The organism is Pyxidicoccus caerfyrddinensis (assembly GCF_010894405.1).
GTDB classification, from domain to species: Bacteria; Myxococcota; Myxococcia; order Myxococcales; family Myxococcaceae; genus Myxococcus; species Myxococcus caerfyrddinensis.
In genome coordinates this window covers 258,656-276,829 of record NZ_JAAIYA010000016.1, presented here as the reverse complement: position 1 = coordinate 276,829, position 18,174 = coordinate 258,656, and the positions used below count along the sequence as shown (strand labels likewise).

Here is an 18,174-nt window from a genome sequence, read left to right as displayed (position 1 = left end):
CCCGCGAGGTAATGCTCCGCGAACCCCATCCCCTACCCCCTCCTGCCCCCCTTCCGGGGCGGCCGTCCCGTGGAAGGAATATTACTTCCACCATTCCCTTCTACCGGAGGGGGCTGACATGGCGGGTGGGAAGGGGTCGCCCCTCCCTGGAGGTAGGGTCTTTCCGGGTCCGACCCAAGGGTGCCACGTCGCCGCGCTCCGATTGCCCGGCCAGCAGCGGCTCCAGCCCTGGCGAGGCCGGCAGATGCTCGAAGCGCGCAACGCGCTGGTGGGCCACGAGAAGCCCGCGGTTCACGGAGGCCACGAGGCCCGCCAGGGGTGGTGAACTTCGGGATGCCGTGAGTGTCGGCGGCGATGTCTGCGTTTCACAGGTCCACGAGGCACGCCCAGGGTGATGGGCTCCTTCTCGCCGTGAGTGCCGGCGGCGAAGTCGGGCCCATCGAGGTCTGGCGCATGAGGCGGTGGTTGCATCCGGAAGCCCCGGAGTGCTCGCGATTGCGGTGCGCCTTCGAGCTCGTGCCATGCATGGCAGAGCCGCCCCATGGAGGACTCCCAGACATGCCGCCATGAATCGAGGCGGTAACATGAGAGGGCCAGGCCGTGGCTGGACGTGGCGTGGGGGTCCCCCTGCGCAGGCTCGTTCCCATCGCGCAGAACCCGCCCGCGTCTTGAATGAGCCGGGGGTCACGAGCCCCGCGCGCCTCACCTCGCGTGAGCCACCACGGGCATCTTCACGGGGCCGCGCACCGTCATGGAGCGGTTCCACTCCAGCGGCCCGGCCGGGGTGAAGCGGGCGAAGCGCGTCAGCAGCGCTTCCAGCCCGAGCCGCGTCTCCAACCGTGCCAGCGGCGCACCCAGACAGAAGTGGACACCATGTCCGAAGGGAAGGTTGTTCGTCCCCTCGCGGTCCATGTCGAAGGTCTCCGCGCCGGGGAAGTGCGCCTCGTCGCGGTTCGCCGCGCCCATCATCAGCGCAACCGGTGAGCCCTTCGGAATCGTCACGCCGCGAATCTCCGTGTCCGCGGTGGTGACGCGCATGATGGCCTGTACCGGCGGCTCGTAGCGCAGCACCTCCTCCAGGAAGCGCGGAATGCGTGAGGTGTCCTTGCGCAGCCGCTCCAGCACGTCCGGGTGCTCCATCAGCAGCCGCAGCGAGTGGCTCATCAGGTGGATGGTGGTCTCCAGCCCGGCCACCAGCAGCAGGAACATGAAGTTCATCAACTCCGCGTCGCTGAGCGACTCGCCATCCACGCGCGCGTTGATGAGGTCCGTCACCACGTCATCGCGGGGCTCGGCGCGGCGGCTGGCCAGCACGCGGCCCATGTACTGCTCCGTCTCCTTCACCGTGGCGCGAATCTCCGCCATGCGGGGCGTCTCCTGCCCGGGGCTGGGGCCGATGGCGGTGATGCTGGTGAGGTCATCCGCCCAGCGCTTGAAGAGGTGGTGCTGCGTGGGGTCCAGACCAATGAGCTCGCCAATGACGCTCGCGGGCAGCGGCAGGCAGAAGGCATCCACGAAGTCCACCGGCGAGCCCTCGGGGATGCGGTCGACGATGGCGCCCGCGAAGGCACGGACGCGCGGCTCCAACCGGGCCAGCACGGGCGGGCCAAAGGCGCGGTTGACCAGCGTCCGCAGCCGCGTGTGGTTCGGCGGGTCCATGCCAATCATCGAGTCCGCGAACGGGTTGTGCCCCAGCCACGCCGGCTTCGTCGCCACGCGCATGCCGATGCTGGAGAACACCTGCGGGTTCTTGAAGGCCGCCACCACGTCGTCATGCCGGGTGAGCACCCAGTAGCCGCCCGGGTCCACCTGACACACCGGAGAACGGCGCAGCTCCGCATACGTCGGATAGGGATTGGCCCGGACCTCGGGCACCAACAGATTCACACGTCCACTCATGGACGCGAATCCTTGCCCGGGTGCGGGCCCGCAGGGAACCGGAGTATTCGCCGACACGCCCGGCTTCGACTGCCTGTCACTGCGGGCACCGCCGCCGGTGCGAGCCCAACGCTACCGCGCCCGCTTCCCCAGCTCACCCGCGAGCGCCAGCAACTCCGAGCGCAGCCACTTGTTGCGCGGCTCCGAGTCCGACTGCCGGTGCCAATAGAGGTGCAGCTCCAGCGGCGGGAGGGCCAGAGGCATGGGCAGGATGTGATTGCCCAGGAGCGAGTGCAGCGCCTCCGCGCGGCGCCGGGGCATGGTGAGGAGCAGGTCGGAGCCGGAGACGATGTGGAAGGCGGCCTCGTAGTGCTGGCAGCGCACCGTGACTTCGCGCTGGTAGCCCAGGCGGCTGAGCACCAGGTCCTCCACGGCGAGCCCCGTGCGGCGCGAGGACCGGGTGACATGCCGTGCGGCCATGTATGCCGCTACGTCCAGCCTGCGCCGCCGCCGGCTCACCACGCAGAAGGTGTCGCGCAGCAGCGGGGCCTGCCGCAGGTCCGCGCCCGTCGGCTGCTCCACGTCGACGGACAAGTCCAACCGCCCCGACGCGAGGTCTCGCTCCAGCCGGGCCCGGTCCAACCGGACGCTGGCGACACGCGCCTCGGGAGCCCGCTCGCGCAGGCGCGCCACGAGGTGCGGGAGGATGGACGGTTCCAGCAGGTCATTCATCGCGAGCGTGAAGTGGCCCACGTCGCGCCGGGGCTCGAAGCCGCGGGTGTGGTGCACTGCGCCGTCGAGCAGCGCGAGCGCCTCGCGAATCTCCGGCGCCAGCCGCTCCGCGAAGGGCGTGGGCGCCACGCCCCGACCCTCGCGCACGAAGAGCGGCTCCCCCATCTGGTCCCTCAGGCGGGCGAGCGCATGGCTCACCGCCGACTGACTGAGGAAGAGGACCTCCGCAGCCCGGGTGAGGCTCCGCTCCCGGAGCACCACGTCGAACACCCGGAAGAGGTTGAGGTCCAGCCGTGCCAGCCGGGCGGAATCCTGAACTGGGTTCATGGGAACACATGACCAACATTCACTGGATGCATCAAGGCCGGATACGGAGGATGGGGCAACCAAGCTGGAGGAGGACCCGCGATGGACTTCGAGCCGAGCGCCCGAACCAAGGACTACCTGGAGCGCATCAAGCGGTTCATGCGCGAGCACGTCGACCCGGTCGAGGCCCGCTACCGCGAGGAGGTCAATGCCACCTGCCACGGCGGCGACTGGAAGACGTGGAAGGTGCCGGCGGTGATGGAGGAACTGAAGGCCCGCGCGAAGGCGGAAGGGCTGTGGAACCTCTTCCTGCCCGACGCGAAGCTCGGCGCGGGCCTCACCGTCCTCGAGTACGCGCCGCTGGCCGAGGAGATGGGCCGCAGCTTCATCGCCCCCGAGGTCTTCAACTGCAGCGCTCCGGACACCGGCAACATGGAGGTGCTCTGGAAGTACGGCTCCGAGGAGCAGAAGGCGCGCTGGCTCACCCCGCTGCTCGCGGGTGAAATCCGCTCGGTGTTCTGCATGACGGAGCCCGAGGTGGCCTCGTCGGACGCCACCAACATGCAGGCCACCGCCGTCGTGGACGGCAAGGATGTCGTCCTCAACGGCGGCAAGTGGTGGTCTTCCGGCCTGGGCCACCCGAACGCGAAGGTCATCATCTTCATGGCCCGCACGCCCGACACCGGGGGCGACCGCCACCACCAGCACTCCATGGTGCTGGTCCCCATGGACGCCAAGGGCGTCAACATCCAGCGCATGCTGCCCGTGTTCGGCGATTACGACGCCCCGCATGGCCACGGCGAGGTGCACTTCGACAACGTGCGCGTGCCCGTGTCCAACATCATCTCGGGCCCCGGCATGGGCTTCGAGATTGCCCAGGGACGGCTCGGCCCCGGCCGCATCCACCACTGCATGCGCTGCCTCGGCGCGGCGGAGAAGGCGCTGGAGCTGATGATTGACCGGGGCATGAAGCGCACCGCCTTCGGCAAGCAGCTGCTCAACCTGGGCGGCAACCGCGAGCGCGTCGCCGAGGCCCGCGTCGCCATCGACCAAGCGCGCCTGCTGACGCTCTATGCCGCGTGGAAGATGGACCAGGTCGGCGCACTCGGGGCGATGACGGAGATTTCCGCCATCAAGGTCGCCGCGCCCAACGTGCTGCAGAAGGTGGTGGACGACGCCATCCAGATTCACGGCGGCGCGGGCGTGTCCCAGGACACCATGCTGTCGGGCTTCTTCGCGCAGGCGCGCACCCTGCGGCTCGCGGACGGCCCGGACGAGGTCCACAAGGGGCTCATCGCCCGCATCGAGCTGGCGAAGCGCGGCCACTCCCGGAGCTGAACGCCATGGCCGACCAGCGCATCTTCATCACCGGTGGCGCCAGCGGACTCGGCAAGGCCATGGCCCTGCGCTTCGCGCGCGCGGGGTGGAAGGTCTGCATCGCCGACCTCAACGACGCCCGGGGCGCGGAGACCCTGGCCGCCCTGGGCAGTGACGGGCACTTCCTGCGCTGCGACGTGACGCGCGAGGAGGACCTGCGCGCCGCCGCGGAGACGCTCCAGTCCCGCTGGGGCGGCGTGGACGTGGTGGTGAACAACGCGGGCGTCGCCCAGGCCGGCGCCATCGAGGACGTGTCCATCGACGACTGGCGGTGGATCATCGACATCAACCTGCTGGGCGTGGTGCGGGGCTGCAAGGTCTTCACTCCCCTGTTCCGCCGGCAGGGCCACGGACACTTCGTCAACGTCGCCTCCATGGCGGGCCTGCTCGATGTGCCGATGATGAGCAGCTACAACGCCACCAAGGCGGCCGTCGTGTCGCTGTCGGAGACGCTGCACAACGAGCTGGCGGAGGCGAACATCGGCGTCAGCGTGGTGTGCCCGTCGTTCTTCAAAACGAACCTGGGTGACTCGCTGCGCACCACGGACCCGCGGCTGGGGGCCACCATGGCGCGGCTCTTGGAGCGCTCGGCCATCACCGCGGACGACGTGGCCAATGACGTCTTCCAGGCGGTGGAGAAGCGGCGGTTCTACGTCCTGTCCCACGCGGAGGGCCGCAGGGCCTGGTTGATGAAGCGCTTCCTTCCGCGCGGTATCTACGCCAGGGTCATGCGCAAGAGCACCGCCCGGATGCGCCCGCGTCCCGGCCCCGCACCGACGACCTGAGGGAGAGAACGCGTCATGCCTTCCACCACCCCCATCGACCCGTCCGGCGCCGTCCGCCCCGGCGAGGAGCTGAACGTCTCCGCCGTGGATGCATGGCTCAAGGCCCGCGTCCCCTCGCTGGAAGGCACGCCGGAAATCACCCAATACTCGGGCGGCGCCTCGAACTGGACGTACCGGCTGAAGTACCCGAACCGGGACCTCATCCTGCGCCGGCCTCCGTCGGGGACGAAGGCGAAGTCCGCGCACGACATGGCCCGCGAGTACAACGTCCAGCAGGCCCTGAAGCCGGCCTACCCGGCCGTGCCCAGCATGGTGGGCCTGTGCCAGGACGCGTCCGTCATCGGCTCGGACTTCTACGTCATGGAGCGCATCGAGGGCATCATCCCGCGCAAGCACATGCCGCGCGGGCTGCAGCTCGACAAGGCCACCACGCGGCAGCTGTGCCTCAACGTCATCGACAAGCTGGTGGAGTTGCACCAGGTGGACGCAGCGGCCGTGGGGCTGTCGTCACTGGGCAAGGGGCCGGGCTACCCGAAGCGGCAGATTGAGGGCTGGTCCGACCGCTACGAGAAGGCCCGCACCTGGAACGTCCTGAGCTTCAAGTACGTGCGCGACTGGCTCAAGGCCCACACGCCGGACGACGTCGCCACCTGCGTCATCCACAATGACTGGCGCTTCGACAACGTGGTGCTCGATGCGAGCGAGCCCACGCGCGTCATCGGCGTGCTCGACTGGGAGATGGCCACGCTGGGCGACCCGCTGATGGACCTGGGCAACGCCCTGGCCTACTGGGTCCAAGCGGATGACAACTTCATGATGCGGATGACGCGGCGCCAGCCCACGCACCTGCCCGGCATGCTCCGGCGCGAGGAGGTGGTGGAGTACTACCTCGACAAGATGAAGCTGAAGCCGGGCAACTGGACCTTCTACGAGGTCTACGGCCTGTTCCGGCTCGTGGTCATCATCCAGCAGATCTACTACCGCTATCACCACAAGCAGACGCGCAACCCGACGTTCAAGAACTTCTGGGTGCTGGCCAACTACCTCGGCCTGCGCTGTGAGCGGCTCATCCGCACGAAGGGAGCTCGCTGATGGGCGTGGTGTACCTCGTCCGCCATGGGCAGGCCTCTTTCGGGGCCGCGGACTATGACCAGCTCTCGGAGACGGGCGTGGCGCAGTCGCGGGTGCTCGGGGAGACGCTGCGTTCCCGGCTGCCGCGCGTGGATGCCGTCGTCACGGGCACGCTGGCGCGCCACCGACAGACGGCCGACGCGTGCCTCGCCGCGCTCAAGGTGGAGGCCAGCCCCAAGCGCCTGGCGGCCTTCGACGAGTTCGACCTCGACGCGCTCATCGTCCGCCACGCGCCGCGCTACGCGGACCGCACGCTGCTGATGCAGGACATCGCCGGGGCGCCGGAGCCGCGCCGTGCGTTCCAGGAGCTGTTCACGGAGGCCGTGGCCCGATGGGTGAGCGGCCGGCACGATGACGAGTACGCCGAGCCCTGGCCCACGTTCCGGGACCGCTGCATCCGGGCGCTCGACGAGCTCATCCTCGAGCTGGGCGCGTCGAAGACAGCGCTGGTCTTCACCTCCGGCGGCCCGATTACGGCCATCTGCCAGGACCTGCTGCGCATTCCGGACGAGCACGCCTTCCGCCTCAACACGGCCCTGGCGAACTGCGGCGTCACCAAGGTCGTCTACAGCGAGCGCACCCGGTTCCTGTCCACGCTCAACGAGCACGGCCACTTCGAGGGCGCGCAGCGTGCCCTCCTCACCTACCGCTGAGGGCAGCCCCCCATGCGAAAGAACATCCTGATTACCGGCGCCAGCTCCGGCCTGGGCGAGGGCATGGCGCGCGAGTTCGCCGCCCTGGGACGCAACCTCGCCCTCTGCGCGCGCCGCACCGAGCGGCTGGACGCGCTCAAGGCGGAGCTGCTCCAGAAGCACCCGGGTATCACCATCTCCGTGCGGGCGCTGGACGTGAATGACCACGCGCAGGTGTTCAGCGTGTTCGACGCCTTCACGCAGGAATTCGGCAGCCTGGACCGCATCATCGTCAACGCGGGCGTCGGCCAGGGGAAGCGCATTGGCACCGGCCACTTCGCCACCAACGTGCAGACGGCGCAGACGAACTTCGTCGCCGCGCTCGCGCAGTGCGAGGCGGCGGTGGGCATCCTGCGCAAGCAGGGCCAGGGGCACCTGGTGACGATTTCCTCCATGAGCGCCATGCGCGGGCTGCCCAAGCACCTGACGGCGTACGCCGCGACGAAGGCCGGCCTCGCCACGCTGACGGAGGGCATCCGCGCCGAATTGCTCGGCACGCGCATCCAGGTCACCACCATCTACCCCGGCTACATCCACACGGAGCTGAACGCGGGGGCGAAGAACCTCCCGTTCGCCGTGGACTCCGAGAAGGGCTCGCGCGCGCTGGTGAAGGCGATTGAGCGCGAGCCGGTGAAGGCCTACGTGCCGGGCTGGCCGTGGGCTGCGGTGGGCTTCCTCCTGCGCAACCTGCCGCTCAGGCTTGTGGCACGGATGTCTTGAGGCGGCGAGAGCCGCTGGCCTCACGGTGAAGGGGCCGCTAGCGTTCCCCGCTCCTCATGACCGCCAACGTCCCTCCTCCCGCGCAGTCCCCCGCCACGGCGACTCCGGCGCGGCTCGGGCTGCTGGCGCGCTTCGGCCCTGGCATGCTCGTGGCCGCCACGGGCGTCGGCGCGGGAGACCTGCTCACCGCCAGCCTCGGTGGCTCCACGGTGGGCGTGTCCATCCTCTGGGCCGCCCTCCTCGGCTCGGTGCTGAAGGCGTTCCTCAACGAGGGCATTGCCCGCTGGCAGCTCGCCACCGGCACCACCGTGCTGGAGGGCTGGGCGCGGTTCGGCTCGGGCCTGCGTTACCTCTTCTTCATCTACCTGCTCGGCTGGAGCTTCTTCACCGGCGGCGCCCTCATCTCCGCGTGTGGCGCCGCGGGCGATGCGCTGTGGCCGCTGAGCAGTGACGCGGAGACGTCCCGGCGCATCTGGGGCGTGGTGCACTCGCTCGTCGGCCTGGGGCTGGTGTGGTTCGGCGGCTTCCGCCTCTTCGAGAAGCTCATGGCCGCGTGCACCGGCCTGATGTTCGTCGCCGTCCTCTTCACCGCCGTGGGCGCGAGTCCGGACTGGGGCGCCGCCGCGCGCGGGCTCGTCGTCCCCTCCATTCCGAAGGGCGGCGCGGGCTGGATTCTGGGACTGCTGGGCGGCGTGGGCGGCACCGTGACGCTGCTCTCGTACGGCTACTGGATTCGCGAGAAGGGCCGCGAGGGCACGCAGTGGCTGAAGACCTGTCAGGCCGACCTCGCCGTGGGCTACGGGCTGACGGGGTTGTTCGGCATGGGCATGGTGCTCATCGGCTCCACGCTGCGGCTGGAGGGCAGCGGTCTCAAGGTGGCCAACCTGCTCGCGCAGCGGCTCGGTGAGGTCATCGGCCCCGCGGGCTACTGGCTGTTCCTCCTCGGGTTCTGGGGCGCCGTCTTCACCAGCCTGCTCGGCGTCTGGGAGGGTGTCCCCTACCTCTTCGCGGACTACCTCCGCATCCACCGCAAGCAGCCCGCCGGCCAGGTGGAACTGCGGAGCACGCGGGCCTGGCGCCTGTACCTCGTGGCACTGGCCCTGGTGCCCCTGCCCATGCTGTGGGCACCCTTGCAGCGCGCGCAGCTCGCCTACGCCATCGTGGGCGCGCTGTTCATGCCGCTGCTCGCCTTCACCCTGCTGTGGATGAACAACCGGCGGGCCTGGGTCGGGGCGCTGCGCAACAACTGGCTCATCAACGCCGCGCTCGTCGCCACGCTGCTCCTGTTCCTCCTCGTCGGGCTCGACGAAGCGCTCGAGGCGCTTCGCAAGCTCCAGCGGCCGTGAGCGGAGCTCAGGCTTCCGCGGCCCGCGCCGCTCCGCCGTCGTTCTCCGCGCCGTACCGCAGCGACTCCCACGCGAGCATCACCTGCTTGCGCGCCGGGCCCCAGCGGTAGTCCCCGAAGACGCCCGTCTTGCGCAGCACGCGGTGACAGGGGATGAGCAACGCCACCGGGTTGTCCCCCACCGCCGAGCCCACCGCGCGCACCGCCTTGGGATTCCCAATCGCACGGGCGATGTCCTCGTACGTCGCCACCTGTCCCGGGGAGATGCGCAGCAGCGCCTGCCACACCTGCACCTGGAAGGGCGTGCCCTTCACCAGCACCGATAGCGGCGTGGGCTCATGCGGAGGCTCGGCGGGGAAGATGCGCTCCGCCCAGGATGCGGTGCCCTCGCGCGACTCCACGAAGGTGGCGCGGGGCCACTGCGCTCGCAGTGACGCCAGGGCCTCTTCCTCGGACTCGCCGGTGAGGAAGTGCAGGCCGCAGATGCCGCGCTCGCAGGCGGCGATGAGGCAGTCACCGAAGGGCGACGGGTGGATGCCGTACCGCACGGTGAGCCCCTCGCCGCCGAGCTTGAACTCGCCCGGCGTCATCGCGGTGAGGGTGATGAAGAGCTCGTGCAGGCGCCCTCCGCCGGACAGGCCCACGGAATAGGACGTGTCCAGCACGCTGCGCCGCTCGGCCAGCAGGCGCCGGGCCGAGCTGAGCGTGTGCACCTGGAGGAAGCGCTTGGGACTGATGCCCGCCCAGCGCGTGAAGAGCCGCTGGAAGTGAAAAGGACTCAGGCCCACGTGCGCGGCGACGTCGTCCAGGGACGGCTGCTCGCGCGCATGGGCGTCGAGGTAGAGGATGGCCTGCTCGATTCGGGCGTAGTCGCTGGTCGCCATGCCACGGTTCCTTGGAAAGAGTCGCTCCTGGACGTTGGTATGGCCGCCGGGGCGCTCTCGAACAACCCGGTTCTTGCGCCCGCCCGCCGCCGCCGAAGGCCGCAAGGAGCGGGTCGTTCGCCTGGGGCGTGCTCCCTACCCTGCCTCGCGTCCACACCACCCGGAGCCCCGCATGCGCCTCTATGACTACGCCCCTTCCGCCAACGGCTACAAGGTCCGCCTCCTGCTCTCCTGGCTCGACAGGCCTTACGAATTGGTGCCGGTGGACATCTTCGCGGGCGAGAGCCACACCGAGGACTTCCTCCGAAACAAGAACCCCGACGGACGCATCCCCGTGCTCGAGCCCGAGCCGGGCCGCTTCCTCGCCGAGTCCAACGCCATCCTCCTGTATCTCGCACGCGGCACGCCGCTGCTGCCGGAGGACTCCTTCGAGCAGGCCCAGGTGCACCAGTGGCTCTTCTTCGAGCAGAACAGCGTGGAGCCCAACGTGGGCACCGTGCGCTTCTGGCACCTGACGGGCCGCGCCTCGCGCCACCCGGAGACCTTGCGCCTGCGCACGGAGCGCGGGCACGAGTCCCTCGCCGCGATGGAGCGCCACCTGCGCGGGCGCCCCTTCCTCGTCGGTGAGCGCCCCACCGTCGCGGACATCGCGCTGTATGCGTACACGCACGTCGCGCCCGAGGGCGGCTTCGACCTGGGGCGCTACCCCGCCGTGTCCGCGTGGCTGGAGCGCGTGAAGGCCCGGCCCGGCCACATCGGCGCGCTGGCGCCCTACACCGCCAACGCGCACGTCGTCAGCGCTCCGGCGGCGTGACGGCGCTCCCCCTCTCGCCCGGTCCCCAAGCACCGGCCACCGTGGCACACCCCCGCGAGCTGAAGTCGACTTGACGCCGATATCTCTGAGATATATCTCAGAGGCATCTCAGATAGACTTTCAGCGAACTCGAGAGGGCGCACCATGCGAGGCAGACACGGAAGAGGGCGGGACGATTCGGAGCATCCCTGGCACGGCGAGCGGGATGACCACCGGGGGCGGCATGGTGGACATGGCGGGCGCCACCGGATGTTCGAGGGGGGCGAGCTGCGGCTCGTCCTGCTCCATCTCATCTCCCAGGAGCCCCGGCACGGCTATGACCTGATCCGCGCCATCGAGGGACTGAGCCGCGGCACGTATGCCCCCAGTCCCGGGGTGGTCTACCCGACGCTCACCCTGCTCCAGGACATGGGCCTGGTCGGCGAGCCAAGTACCGACAGCCAGCGCAAGCTCTTCTCCATCACGGAGCAGGGCCGGGCGCTGCTCACCGAGAACGCCAAGGTCGTGGAGGCCCTGCTCCAGCGGCTCGGAGCCGCCGGGGAGGTTCGCGAGCGGACCGACGCCGCCCCGGTCCGGCGCGCCATGCACAACCTGAAGAGCGTGCTGTTCGACACGCTGTCGGCCGATGCCGACAAGAAGATCATCCTCGACGTGGCGGCCCTCATCGACGAGGCCGCGCAGAAGATTGAAAGGCTACGCTCATGAATCGCCAGGGCACCCGAGACACACAGGAAGGGTACGCCGCTTCGCGTCCTGCTGGCGCGGAGCAGCGCCCCGGAGCCGAGGCCGGAGCCATGGCCGTGCCCCACCAGCTCGTTCGCGTGCGCCATGAGCTCCGGCGGCGCAAGCTCGTCGTCAGCGGCGTGGAGTCCGTGACGCCCCGCATGCGGCGAATCCGCTTCACGTCGCCCGAGCTCGGGGACTTCCACAGCTCCTCGCCAGACGACCACATCAAGCTGTTCTTCCCGCTGCATGACGGTGCGAGCGGGGCGCCGGTGATGCGTGACTTCACGCCGCGCACCTTCGACAACGCCGGCAAGACGCTGACCATCGACTTCGCCCTGCACGGCTCCGGGCCCGCGACGGAGTGGGCGGCGCGGGCCCAGGTCGGGCAGACACTCGAAATCGGTGGGCCGAAGGGCTCGCTCGTCGTGCCCGACGATTTCGACTGGTACCTCCTGGTCGGCGACGAGAGCGCGCTACCGGCGCTGGGGCGCCGGGTCGAGGCGCTGCGCCCCGGCGTCCCCGTGACGACCGTGGTGGCCGTGGCGAATGAGGACGAACGGCAGACCTTCGAGACCCGGGCCTCCTGGCGGCCAGAGTGGGTCGTGCGCGGCGAGCCGGGTACGCGCGACGGCGAACTGCTGCGTCGCGCGCTCGCCGGATTCTCGCCCCCCGCGGGGGACGGCTTCGTCTGGATTGCCGGCGAGGCCGCGCTCGTTCGCGAGCTGCGGACGCTCTTCGTCGAGGAGCGCGGACATCCGACGGACTGGCTCAAGGCGGCGGCCTACTGGCACCGCGGCGAGCATGGCGGGAGCAGCGCACCGGGCAAGCCCGCGTGAAGCACCGGGGAGCGCCTCTCGAAAGTCGTTGGACTGCACACCGCTGAATGCCGGCTGCTTGACTCACGGCGGGCACGGGACTATCCGTACTCACGAATGACGCACCTCCGCTCCATGTGTCGAATGTCGATGCCGGGTGGGCTCCAGCCCGCCAGCGTCGGCTGACGTCCGTCGAGCCGGCACTGACGAGCCACCGGAGCCCATCCACCCGCGAGGGTTGGTGGGCTTCGTCGTTCCTGGACGCGCGCTCTCCCCTCGCCCCTTCCACCGAGAGGAATCCGCGTCCCATGCCCACGCCCATTACGTCCCTTTCCGCGCCCACACCGCGCCTCTTCGATGTCGCCCTGCCCGACGTGAGACTCGAGGCCGGCGCTCGCGTCTCGAATCACCTCGTCCGCGGCTGGTGGTGGGGCCCAGAGGAGGACCTCCCCTGGCTGCACTCCCGCGCCCGCATCCTCCCCGAGGAGGAGGCCCGCGCGAGCACCCTGCGCGTCGTGCGCCGCACCGTGGCCGAGCAGCGCCAGTCCGCCGAGCGCGCCCGTGCCCGGGGCCCGGCCCGCGCGCCCGCCCGCGTCCCCACCGTGCTGCTGGTGCACGCGCTCACCGGCGACATGCGCGCGGGAGGAGAGGGCGGCTGGTGGGAGCCCCTCATCGGCCCGGGGCGCGCGCTGGACCCGTCGCGCGCGCGGCTGCTGTGCTTCAACAACCTGGGCTCGTGCTACGGCACCACCGGCCCCGCCGACGAGGGCTTCCCGGGGCGGCTCGACGACGTGCGCTTCGGCCCGCCGCCGTCCGTCGCCAAGGGAGACCTGCGCCAGGACGAGTCACGGTTGCCCGCGACGATTACGCCGTGGGACCAGGCGCGCAGCATCCTCCTGGCGCTGGACGCGCTGGACGTGGACGAGGTGGCGCTCGTCACCGGCGGCTCGCTGGGAGGGATGATTGTCCTCTGCCTCGCGGCGCTCGCTCCGGAGCGCTTCGCGCGCATGGCCCCCATCGCCACCGCCGAGTCCGCCACGTCCTGGGTGGTGGGCTTCAACCACGTGGCGCGGCAGGCGCTGCTCCTGGACCCGGGCTTCCCGGAGGCGGCGCACCGAGGATTGGAGCTGGCGCGGCAGCTCGCCATGCTCACCTACCGTGCGGAAGCAGGACTGGAGCGGGGCCAGGCCCGGCCCGCCGCGTGGTCCTCGCGCGCGCTGTACCCGGTGCAGAGCTACCTGGAGCACCAGGGCCGCAAGCTGGAGGCACGCTTCGACGCGCGCGCGTACCTGGCGCTGCTGGGGGCCATGGACCACCACGACCTCTCGCGCTGCATCGACCGGGGACTGCCGCGCATCCGGGCGAGCGCGCTGTGCGTGGGAATCGACCAGGACCAGCTCTTCCTCCCGCACCACATGGAGGCACTGGCCCGGCGCCTGCGCGAGCACGGCCGCCATGCCGAGCACGCCTTGCTGTCCAGCCCGTACGGGCACGACGGCTTCCTCGTGGAGTGGGAGGCCATGGCCGCGCTCCTCACCCGCGCGCTCGCGCTCCCCGAGGGCCCGCGCTCAGCGGCGCGGGTCCAGGTGGCGTAGCACCGCGTCCGTCGCCTGCGTGGTGGTGCGCACACCGCCGAGGTCCGTCATCACCGCGCCCTGGGCGATGACGGCCACGCGCTGCAGGGCCCGCTCACCCCACCCTGCGACTCCCCGGCACCTCCGGCGGCGCGTGCTGGGACCACGTCGGCGGCTCGGACTCACAGGTGAAGGCTCGCAGCCGGCGGTAGTCCGGGTACGACGCCTGGAGCGTCAGCACGTCCCCGGCCTGGACGACCTCGTCACCGCCCGGGTTGAGCCGCTCATGCTCCCCGCGCACCAGCGACAGCGTCAGCGCGCCGAACCTGTCGCGCACGCTGGCGATGTTCAGCCCGGGCAGCCCCTCGCGCGCGGTGAACTGGGACACCACCATCAGGTGCTTGCCCAGGTGGAAGGAGTGGATGATGCGCGGGTCCATGGCAGCCAGCGCCATGGCGGGCGCGGCCAGCGACGAGCTGGAGAGCGCCTCCGCCTTGAAGGTGTCGCGCACCTTGCCGCTCAGGTCATCGTCGAACAGGCGGATGACCACGCGGATGTCCGGGTTGAGCCGGCGCGCGTCGAGCGCGATGTTGAGGTTGGCCAGGTCGTCGTCCGTGGCGCAGACGATGGCGGACGCGTACTTCACGTTGGTGCGCGGCAGGCACAGCGGGCTGCGCGTGTCGTCGATGAGCAACGGCACCTGCTCGTCGCGCAACGCGGAGACGAAGGCGGCGTCCTCGCGCTTCTCCACCACCACCACGTCCCGGCCCATCTCCCGCAGCTGCGCGACGACGCGGTAGCCCACGCGTCCCGCCCCGCACACCACGACGTGTCCCTTCATCGTCTCGGTGACCACTTCGATCCACTCCTTGTCGTTCTTGTGCCGGGCGAAGAAGAGGTAGGCGAAGCGCACCACGCCATCCACCACGAGGGCGATGCCCACCGGTGGAATCACCACATTGAGCAGCTCGATGAGCCAGTCGTGCACGTACGGCAGCGAGGGCTGGCCGTAGAGCAGGAAGTAGACGTGGTGGAGCGCCTCACCGAAGGTAAGGGGCGTCCCGTCCGTCGGCACGTAGCGCCAGCAGAACAGCAGCGGCCCCAGGAGGAACAGGGTCGCCGACAGCATCAGCGTGGTGCGGAAGCGCCGCGTGAGCGCCCGCAGGTAGCGCAGGTTGGCCTGGAGCTGCCGGCGGGACACCCGCATCGCCCCCTCCACGGATCAGGACGCCGGGGTGATGCCGGTTTCCGCCGCGTTGCGCGCCCGGCGCCGCTCCACCAGCCACACGAGCAGCACACCCAGCTCGTAGCAGGCCAGCATGGGGCCCGCCATCAGCGACAGATTCACCACGTCACCAGTGGGGGTAATCACCGCCGCGGCGATGAGGCACACCACGAAGGCATGGCGCTGGTACTTGAAGAGCCACTTCGACTGGACGACGCCCACCACGCCCAGGAGCGCCATCACCAGCGGCAGCTCGAAGATGATGCCGAAGGCGAGGATGAGCAGCAGCACCAGGGAGAGTTGCTCGTGCATGGACAGCATGGGGCGCGTCCACCGCGCGGCCTCGTGGCGCGCGTACCCGGTGGACAGCTCCTTCTCCAGCTTCCACAGGTCCGACAGCTCCTGCGAGCGCGTGGAGGCCGCGCCACCCAACAGGCCGGCCGCGCCGTCCAGGGCGGTCGCCGTCGCCGCGTAGTCCTGGCGGCCGTACGCCGTCACCGCCTCCACCCGCTTCTCCACCACCTGCCGCAGCACGCCCCGCGCCTGCTGGTTGTCGAGGCCATCCGCCGCCGCGTCCACCAACACGCCCAGCGCCTCGATGCGCGACTTCAGTTCCACGCTGACCGCGGGCGCCTGCTCCGGCTCGGGCACCTGGCCCTCGCCGTCGGCGCGCAACATGCCGCTCGTCTCCTTGGCGAGCGCGCCCGCCCGCTCGACGTCGCCCACGCGCAGGAAGCGCAGGGCGTCATCCGCGCGCAGCCGGGCCAGGTCCAGCCGCTGCTCCAGCGCCAGCGTCTCCTCCTCGTTGAGGAGGAACTTGAACATGGAGGGCAGCACCGCGAAGTAGCAGAAGCTCGCGCCCAGGATGAAGGCGATGGAGCCGAACGCCACGAAGGGCGCGGCGAAGCGGCGCTCCTCCGGGTACAGCCCCGGCGACACGAAGCCCCAGATTTGCAGCAGGATGACGGGCGTGGTGAGGAAGATGCCGCAGTACACGCCCACCTTCATGAGGACGTTTATCTCCTCGATGCCGGACGTGTAGATGAGGGCGCGGCTTCCCTCGGGCAGCGCGTCCAGCACCGGCCGCATCAGCAGGCCGAAGATGGGCCGGGCGAACACCAGCGAGATGGTGCCCAGCACGAACACCGCGATGGTGCACCTGAACAGGCGCGAGCGGAGCTCCGCGAGGTGATCCATCAAGCTCATGCGCAGATCGGGCTCGGAGGCCATGGGCGGGGGACTCAGGGCTCAGCTCCGTTTCGGCGCGTTGCGCGCCACCGTGCCGGGGACGGGCACCGGCGTATCAGGGGTGAGCGCCACCGGCTCGGCCGGAGCCGCCGCGGGCTCGTGAAGGAACGAGGGCTCCAGCGGCCGGGGCCCGGCGGCGTCCATCTCCAGCACCTCGGTGCCCGAGGAGGGAACGGGCACGGCGGCCTCCGGAACCGGTGACTCCGTGCCCGCGAGGGCGGCGTCCGGCGGGAAGAGGGGTGCCTCGGGGAGGGCCACCGAGGACGGAGGCGGCGTGTTGGCGAAGGGCGTGCCGGGGCGCACGGGCGGCGTGGGCGCGGCGATGTCCTGGTCCATGGAGTAGAACTCCCGCTCCACGACGTTGCGGACCTCGTCCGTCTGGCGGCGGAACTCCCGCATGAACTTGCCGAGGCCACGCGCCAGTTCGGGCAGCCGCTTCGGCCCGAGAATGAGCAGCGCGGCCACCGCGATGAGCACCATCTCGCCTGCGCCGATGTTGAACATGTCCTGACGCACTCCCGGGAAAGCAGCCCGGGTTATCGCGCCCCGGACGGGCCGGCGCAACCGCTCGTCTCATCCATGCGTCCGCCCGGCACCGTGGGAGGGCGGCAGGCAGGCAGGCGGGGCAAATCGCCCCATCACGAGTGCGGGGAGGCCTCGGGCGACAGGGGGACGGCGCCGCCCCTGGACGGCGCCACGGCCAGGGCCCGGGCCTGCTCCCGGGAGCGCACCCGCCGCTCCACCACCCGCAGGATGGGCGGTACCGCCAGCGTCATCACGATGGACAGCCCGGCCACCTGCGACATGCCGCCCAGGGTGCCGTCCGGCAGGTCCGTCAACATCTGCACGCTGACGAAGGCGCCCACGGCCGCGGCCATGTGCTGGATGGCGGACTGCAGGGACATGAAGCGCGCGCGCACCGGATTCTCGGGCACCCGCGAGGTGAGGGTGTTGTAGGCCACGTTGCGCATGCCCATGGACAGCATGAAGGCCATGAAGAGCACCGGCACCGGCAGCCACCGCGGGTAGTTCACGAAGCCCACGTACGTGGACACCACCGCCAGCACCGAGCCCACCGAGCCCACGACGAAGGCCCCGTGCTTGTCCACCAGCGGGCCCGCCACGCGCAGCGTGACGAAGCTCACCAGGCCGCCCACGAAGTACGCGAAGCCCAGGCTCTCTCGCGGGTAGCCCAGGTTCTGCTGCACGAAGGAGGAGATGTTGGGGACCATGACGAAGCTGGCCATCATCACCACCGCCGTCATGAGATAGGACAGCTGCACGTCGCCGCGCGAGAGCAGCTCCCACACGCCCACCGTGTTCACCGGCCTCCCCGACTCCAGGTGTCCGCGCACCGGGGGCAGGTAGAAGATGGCGCCCGCGGCGACGAGCAGGCCCAGCCCCGCCACCACGAGGAAGGGCGTGCGCCAGTTGCCCCACTCCGCCAGCCACAGCGCCAGCGGCACCCCGGCGATGGAGGCGATGGAGAAGGCCCCCATCACCGCGCCCAGCGCCCGCCCGCGCCGCTCCACCGGCACCAGGTCCGCGATGATGGACAGGGACAGCGACGTGGCCGGCCCACCGAAGATGCCGGCGGCCACGCGCGCCAGCAGCAGCGTGGTGAGCCCCGTGGCGAGCCCGCCCGCCGCGGTGGCCAGCACCAGCCCCATCATGGACACCGCCAGCGCCTTGCGCCGGTCGAACCGGTCCAGGAAGTAGCCGCCCACCAGCCCCGCCACGCTCGCCGCCGCCGTGTACGCGCCGCCAATGGTGCCGATGTGCGAGGCGGCGATTCCCAGCCCCTTCGCGAAGTCCGGACCCAGCGGCATCACCATCACGAAGTCCAGGATGTTGACGAACTGGACCGCGCCGATGAGGAACACCACCGCGCGCTCGGAGACCTGACGTTGTGTGGCCATGCG

General features: G+C 70.4%; 17 protein-coding genes. 10 read left to right on the top strand and 7 right to left on the bottom strand.

All coding sequences use genetic code 11. The features are described 5' to 3' along the window. Positions 1-702 precede the first annotated feature (702 nt). Together G4D86_RS33505 and G4D86_RS33500 are read right to left on the bottom strand one after the other, a co-directional pair. Positions 703-1,899 carry a cytochrome P450 gene (locus G4D86_RS33505; protein WP_163998156.1) on the bottom strand — a complete coding sequence of 399 codons (1,197 nt, stop codon included), beginning with the start codon at positions 1,897-1,899 and terminating at the stop codon, positions 703-705. Between the two features lie 111 nt (positions 1,900-2,010). Then, positions 2,011-2,937, bottom strand: a complete 927-nt coding sequence (locus tag G4D86_RS33500) for a LysR family transcriptional regulator (RefSeq protein ID WP_163998155.1) — start codon at positions 2,935-2,937, stop codon at positions 2,011-2,013. An 81-nt stretch (positions 2,938-3,018) separates the two neighbouring features. On the opposite strand from G4D86_RS33500, the gene G4D86_RS33495 reads away from it, so the two are divergent. From G4D86_RS33495 to G4D86_RS33470, 6 genes are read left to right on the top strand one after another with little or no spacing between them, the layout of a single operon-like run. Next, the gene (locus tag G4D86_RS33495; RefSeq protein WP_163998154.1) at positions 3,019-4,254 is read left to right on the top strand and encodes an acyl-CoA dehydrogenase family protein; all 1,236 of its coding nucleotides are present in this window, start codon (positions 3,019-3,021) and stop codon (positions 4,252-4,254) included. 5 nt (positions 4,255-4,259) lie between these two features. Continuing rightward, positions 4,260-5,078, top strand: a complete 819-nt coding sequence (locus tag G4D86_RS33490; RefSeq protein WP_163998153.1) for an SDR family oxidoreductase — start codon at positions 4,260-4,262, stop codon at positions 5,076-5,078. A gap of 15 nt (positions 5,079-5,093) precedes the next feature. After that, complete coding sequence (locus tag G4D86_RS33485; RefSeq protein WP_163998152.1) at positions 5,094-6,170, top strand: phosphotransferase family protein; 1,077 nt, start codon at positions 5,094-5,096, stop codon at positions 6,168-6,170. Further along, positions 6,170-6,862: a histidine phosphatase family protein gene (locus tag G4D86_RS33480; protein ID WP_163998151.1), complete on the top strand. Its 693-nt coding sequence runs from the start codon at positions 6,170-6,172 to the stop codon at positions 6,860-6,862. The genes G4D86_RS33485 and G4D86_RS33480 overlap by 1 nt, the downstream gene beginning before the upstream one ends. 12 nt (positions 6,863-6,874) lie before the next feature. Next, positions 6,875-7,621: an SDR family oxidoreductase gene (locus G4D86_RS33475; protein ID WP_163998150.1), complete on the top strand. Its 747-nt coding sequence runs from the start codon at positions 6,875-6,877 to the stop codon at positions 7,619-7,621. 56 nt (positions 7,622-7,677) lie between these two features. Beyond that, complete coding sequence (locus tag G4D86_RS33470) at positions 7,678-8,967, top strand: Nramp family divalent metal transporter (RefSeq protein ID WP_240360609.1); 1,290 nt, start codon at positions 7,678-7,680, stop codon at positions 8,965-8,967. Between the two features lie 7 nt (positions 8,968-8,974). Here G4D86_RS33470 and G4D86_RS33465 read toward each other — a convergent pair whose 3' ends face one another. Next, on the bottom strand, positions 8,975-9,850 hold the full coding sequence (locus tag G4D86_RS33465) for a bifunctional transcriptional activator/DNA repair enzyme AdaA (protein ID WP_163998149.1): 876 nt from the start codon (positions 9,848-9,850) through the stop codon (positions 8,975-8,977). Between the two features lie 172 nt (positions 9,851-10,022). Between G4D86_RS33465 and G4D86_RS33460 the strand changes: the two genes are divergently transcribed. From G4D86_RS33460 to G4D86_RS33445, 4 genes are all read left to right on the top strand, one after another. Further along, positions 10,023-10,664, top strand: a complete 642-nt coding sequence (locus G4D86_RS33460) for a glutathione S-transferase family protein (protein ID WP_163998148.1) — start codon at positions 10,023-10,025, stop codon at positions 10,662-10,664. Between the two features lie 144 nt (positions 10,665-10,808). Then, on the top strand, positions 10,809-11,369 hold the full coding sequence (locus tag G4D86_RS33455) for a PadR family transcriptional regulator (protein WP_240360608.1): 561 nt from the start codon (positions 10,809-10,811) through the stop codon (positions 11,367-11,369). 89 nt (positions 11,370-11,458) lie between these two features. Continuing rightward, the gene (locus G4D86_RS33450) at positions 11,459-12,226 is read left to right on the top strand and encodes a siderophore-interacting protein (protein ID WP_163998147.1); all 768 of its coding nucleotides are present in this window, start codon (positions 11,459-11,461) and stop codon (positions 12,224-12,226) included. A gap of 287 nt (positions 12,227-12,513) precedes the next feature. Beyond that, complete coding sequence (locus G4D86_RS33445) at positions 12,514-13,800, top strand: alpha/beta fold hydrolase (protein ID WP_163998146.1); 1,287 nt, start codon at positions 12,514-12,516, stop codon at positions 13,798-13,800. A 94-nt stretch (positions 13,801-13,894) separates the two neighbouring features. Here G4D86_RS33445 and G4D86_RS33440 read toward each other — a convergent pair whose 3' ends face one another. From G4D86_RS33440 to G4D86_RS33425, 4 genes are all read right to left on the bottom strand, one after another. Continuing rightward, positions 13,895-14,986: a potassium channel family protein gene (locus tag G4D86_RS33440; RefSeq protein ID WP_163998145.1), complete on the bottom strand. Its 1,092-nt coding sequence runs from the start codon at positions 14,984-14,986 to the stop codon at positions 13,895-13,897. A gap of 15 nt (positions 14,987-15,001) precedes the next feature. After that, complete coding sequence (tatC, locus tag G4D86_RS33435; protein WP_163998144.1) at positions 15,002-16,210, bottom strand: twin-arginine translocase subunit TatC; 1,209 nt, start codon at positions 16,208-16,210, stop codon at positions 15,002-15,004. A gap of 42 nt (positions 16,211-16,252) precedes the next feature. Further along, positions 16,253-16,756 carry a Sec-independent protein translocase subunit TatA/TatB gene (locus tag G4D86_RS33430; RefSeq protein WP_163998143.1) on the bottom strand — a complete coding sequence of 168 codons (504 nt, stop codon included), beginning with the start codon at positions 16,754-16,756 and terminating at the stop codon, positions 16,253-16,255. A 134-nt stretch (positions 16,757-16,890) separates the two neighbouring features. Further along, positions 16,891-18,171 carry an MFS transporter gene (locus G4D86_RS33425; protein WP_163998142.1) on the bottom strand — a complete coding sequence of 427 codons (1,281 nt, stop codon included), beginning with the start codon at positions 18,169-18,171 and terminating at the stop codon, positions 16,891-16,893. Positions 18,172-18,174: the final 3 nt, after the last annotated feature.

Bases quoted from the DNA above. Each gene is read 5' to 3' on its own strand.
- G4D86_RS33505 (WP_163998156.1), bottom strand. From the start codon at position 1,899: ATGAGTGGACGTGTGAATCTGTTGGTGCCCGAGGTCCGGGCCAATCCC.
- G4D86_RS33500 (WP_163998155.1), bottom strand. From the start codon at position 2,937: ATGAACCCAGTTCAGGATTCCGCCCGGCTGGCACGGCTGGACCTCAAC.
- G4D86_RS33495 (WP_163998154.1), top strand. From the start codon at position 3,019: ATGGACTTCGAGCCGAGCGCCCGAACCAAGGACTACCTGGAGCGCATC.
- G4D86_RS33490 (WP_163998153.1), top strand. From the start codon at position 4,260: ATGGCCGACCAGCGCATCTTCATCACCGGTGGCGCCAGCGGACTCGGC.
- G4D86_RS33485 (WP_163998152.1), top strand. From the start codon at position 5,094: ATGCCTTCCACCACCCCCATCGACCCGTCCGGCGCCGTCCGCCCCGGC.
- G4D86_RS33480 (WP_163998151.1), top strand. From the start codon at position 6,170: ATGGGCGTGGTGTACCTCGTCCGCCATGGGCAGGCCTCTTTCGGGGCC.
- G4D86_RS33475 (WP_163998150.1), top strand. From the start codon at position 6,875: ATGCGAAAGAACATCCTGATTACCGGCGCCAGCTCCGGCCTGGGCGAG.
- G4D86_RS33470 (WP_240360609.1), top strand. From the start codon at position 7,678: ATGACCGCCAACGTCCCTCCTCCCGCGCAGTCCCCCGCCACGGCGACT.
- G4D86_RS33465 (WP_163998149.1), bottom strand. From the start codon at position 9,850: ATGGCGACCAGCGACTACGCCCGAATCGAGCAGGCCATCCTCTACCTC.
- G4D86_RS33460 (WP_163998148.1), top strand. From the start codon at position 10,023: ATGCGCCTCTATGACTACGCCCCTTCCGCCAACGGCTACAAGGTCCGC.
- G4D86_RS33455 (WP_240360608.1), top strand. From the start codon at position 10,809: ATGCGAGGCAGACACGGAAGAGGGCGGGACGATTCGGAGCATCCCTGG.
- G4D86_RS33450 (WP_163998147.1), top strand. From the start codon at position 11,459: ATGGCCGTGCCCCACCAGCTCGTTCGCGTGCGCCATGAGCTCCGGCGG.
- G4D86_RS33445 (WP_163998146.1), top strand. From the start codon at position 12,514: ATGCCCACGCCCATTACGTCCCTTTCCGCGCCCACACCGCGCCTCTTC.
- G4D86_RS33440 (WP_163998145.1), bottom strand. From the start codon at position 14,986: ATGCGGGTGTCCCGCCGGCAGCTCCAGGCCAACCTGCGCTACCTGCGG.
- tatC (WP_163998144.1), bottom strand. From the start codon at position 16,210: ATGAGCTTGATGGATCACCTCGCGGAGCTCCGCTCGCGCCTGTTCAGG.
- G4D86_RS33430 (WP_163998143.1), bottom strand. From the start codon at position 16,756: ATGTTCAACATCGGCGCAGGCGAGATGGTGCTCATCGCGGTGGCCGCG.
- G4D86_RS33425 (WP_163998142.1), bottom strand. From the start codon at position 18,171: ATGGCCACACAACGTCAGGTCTCCGAGCGCGCGGTGGTGTTCCTCATC.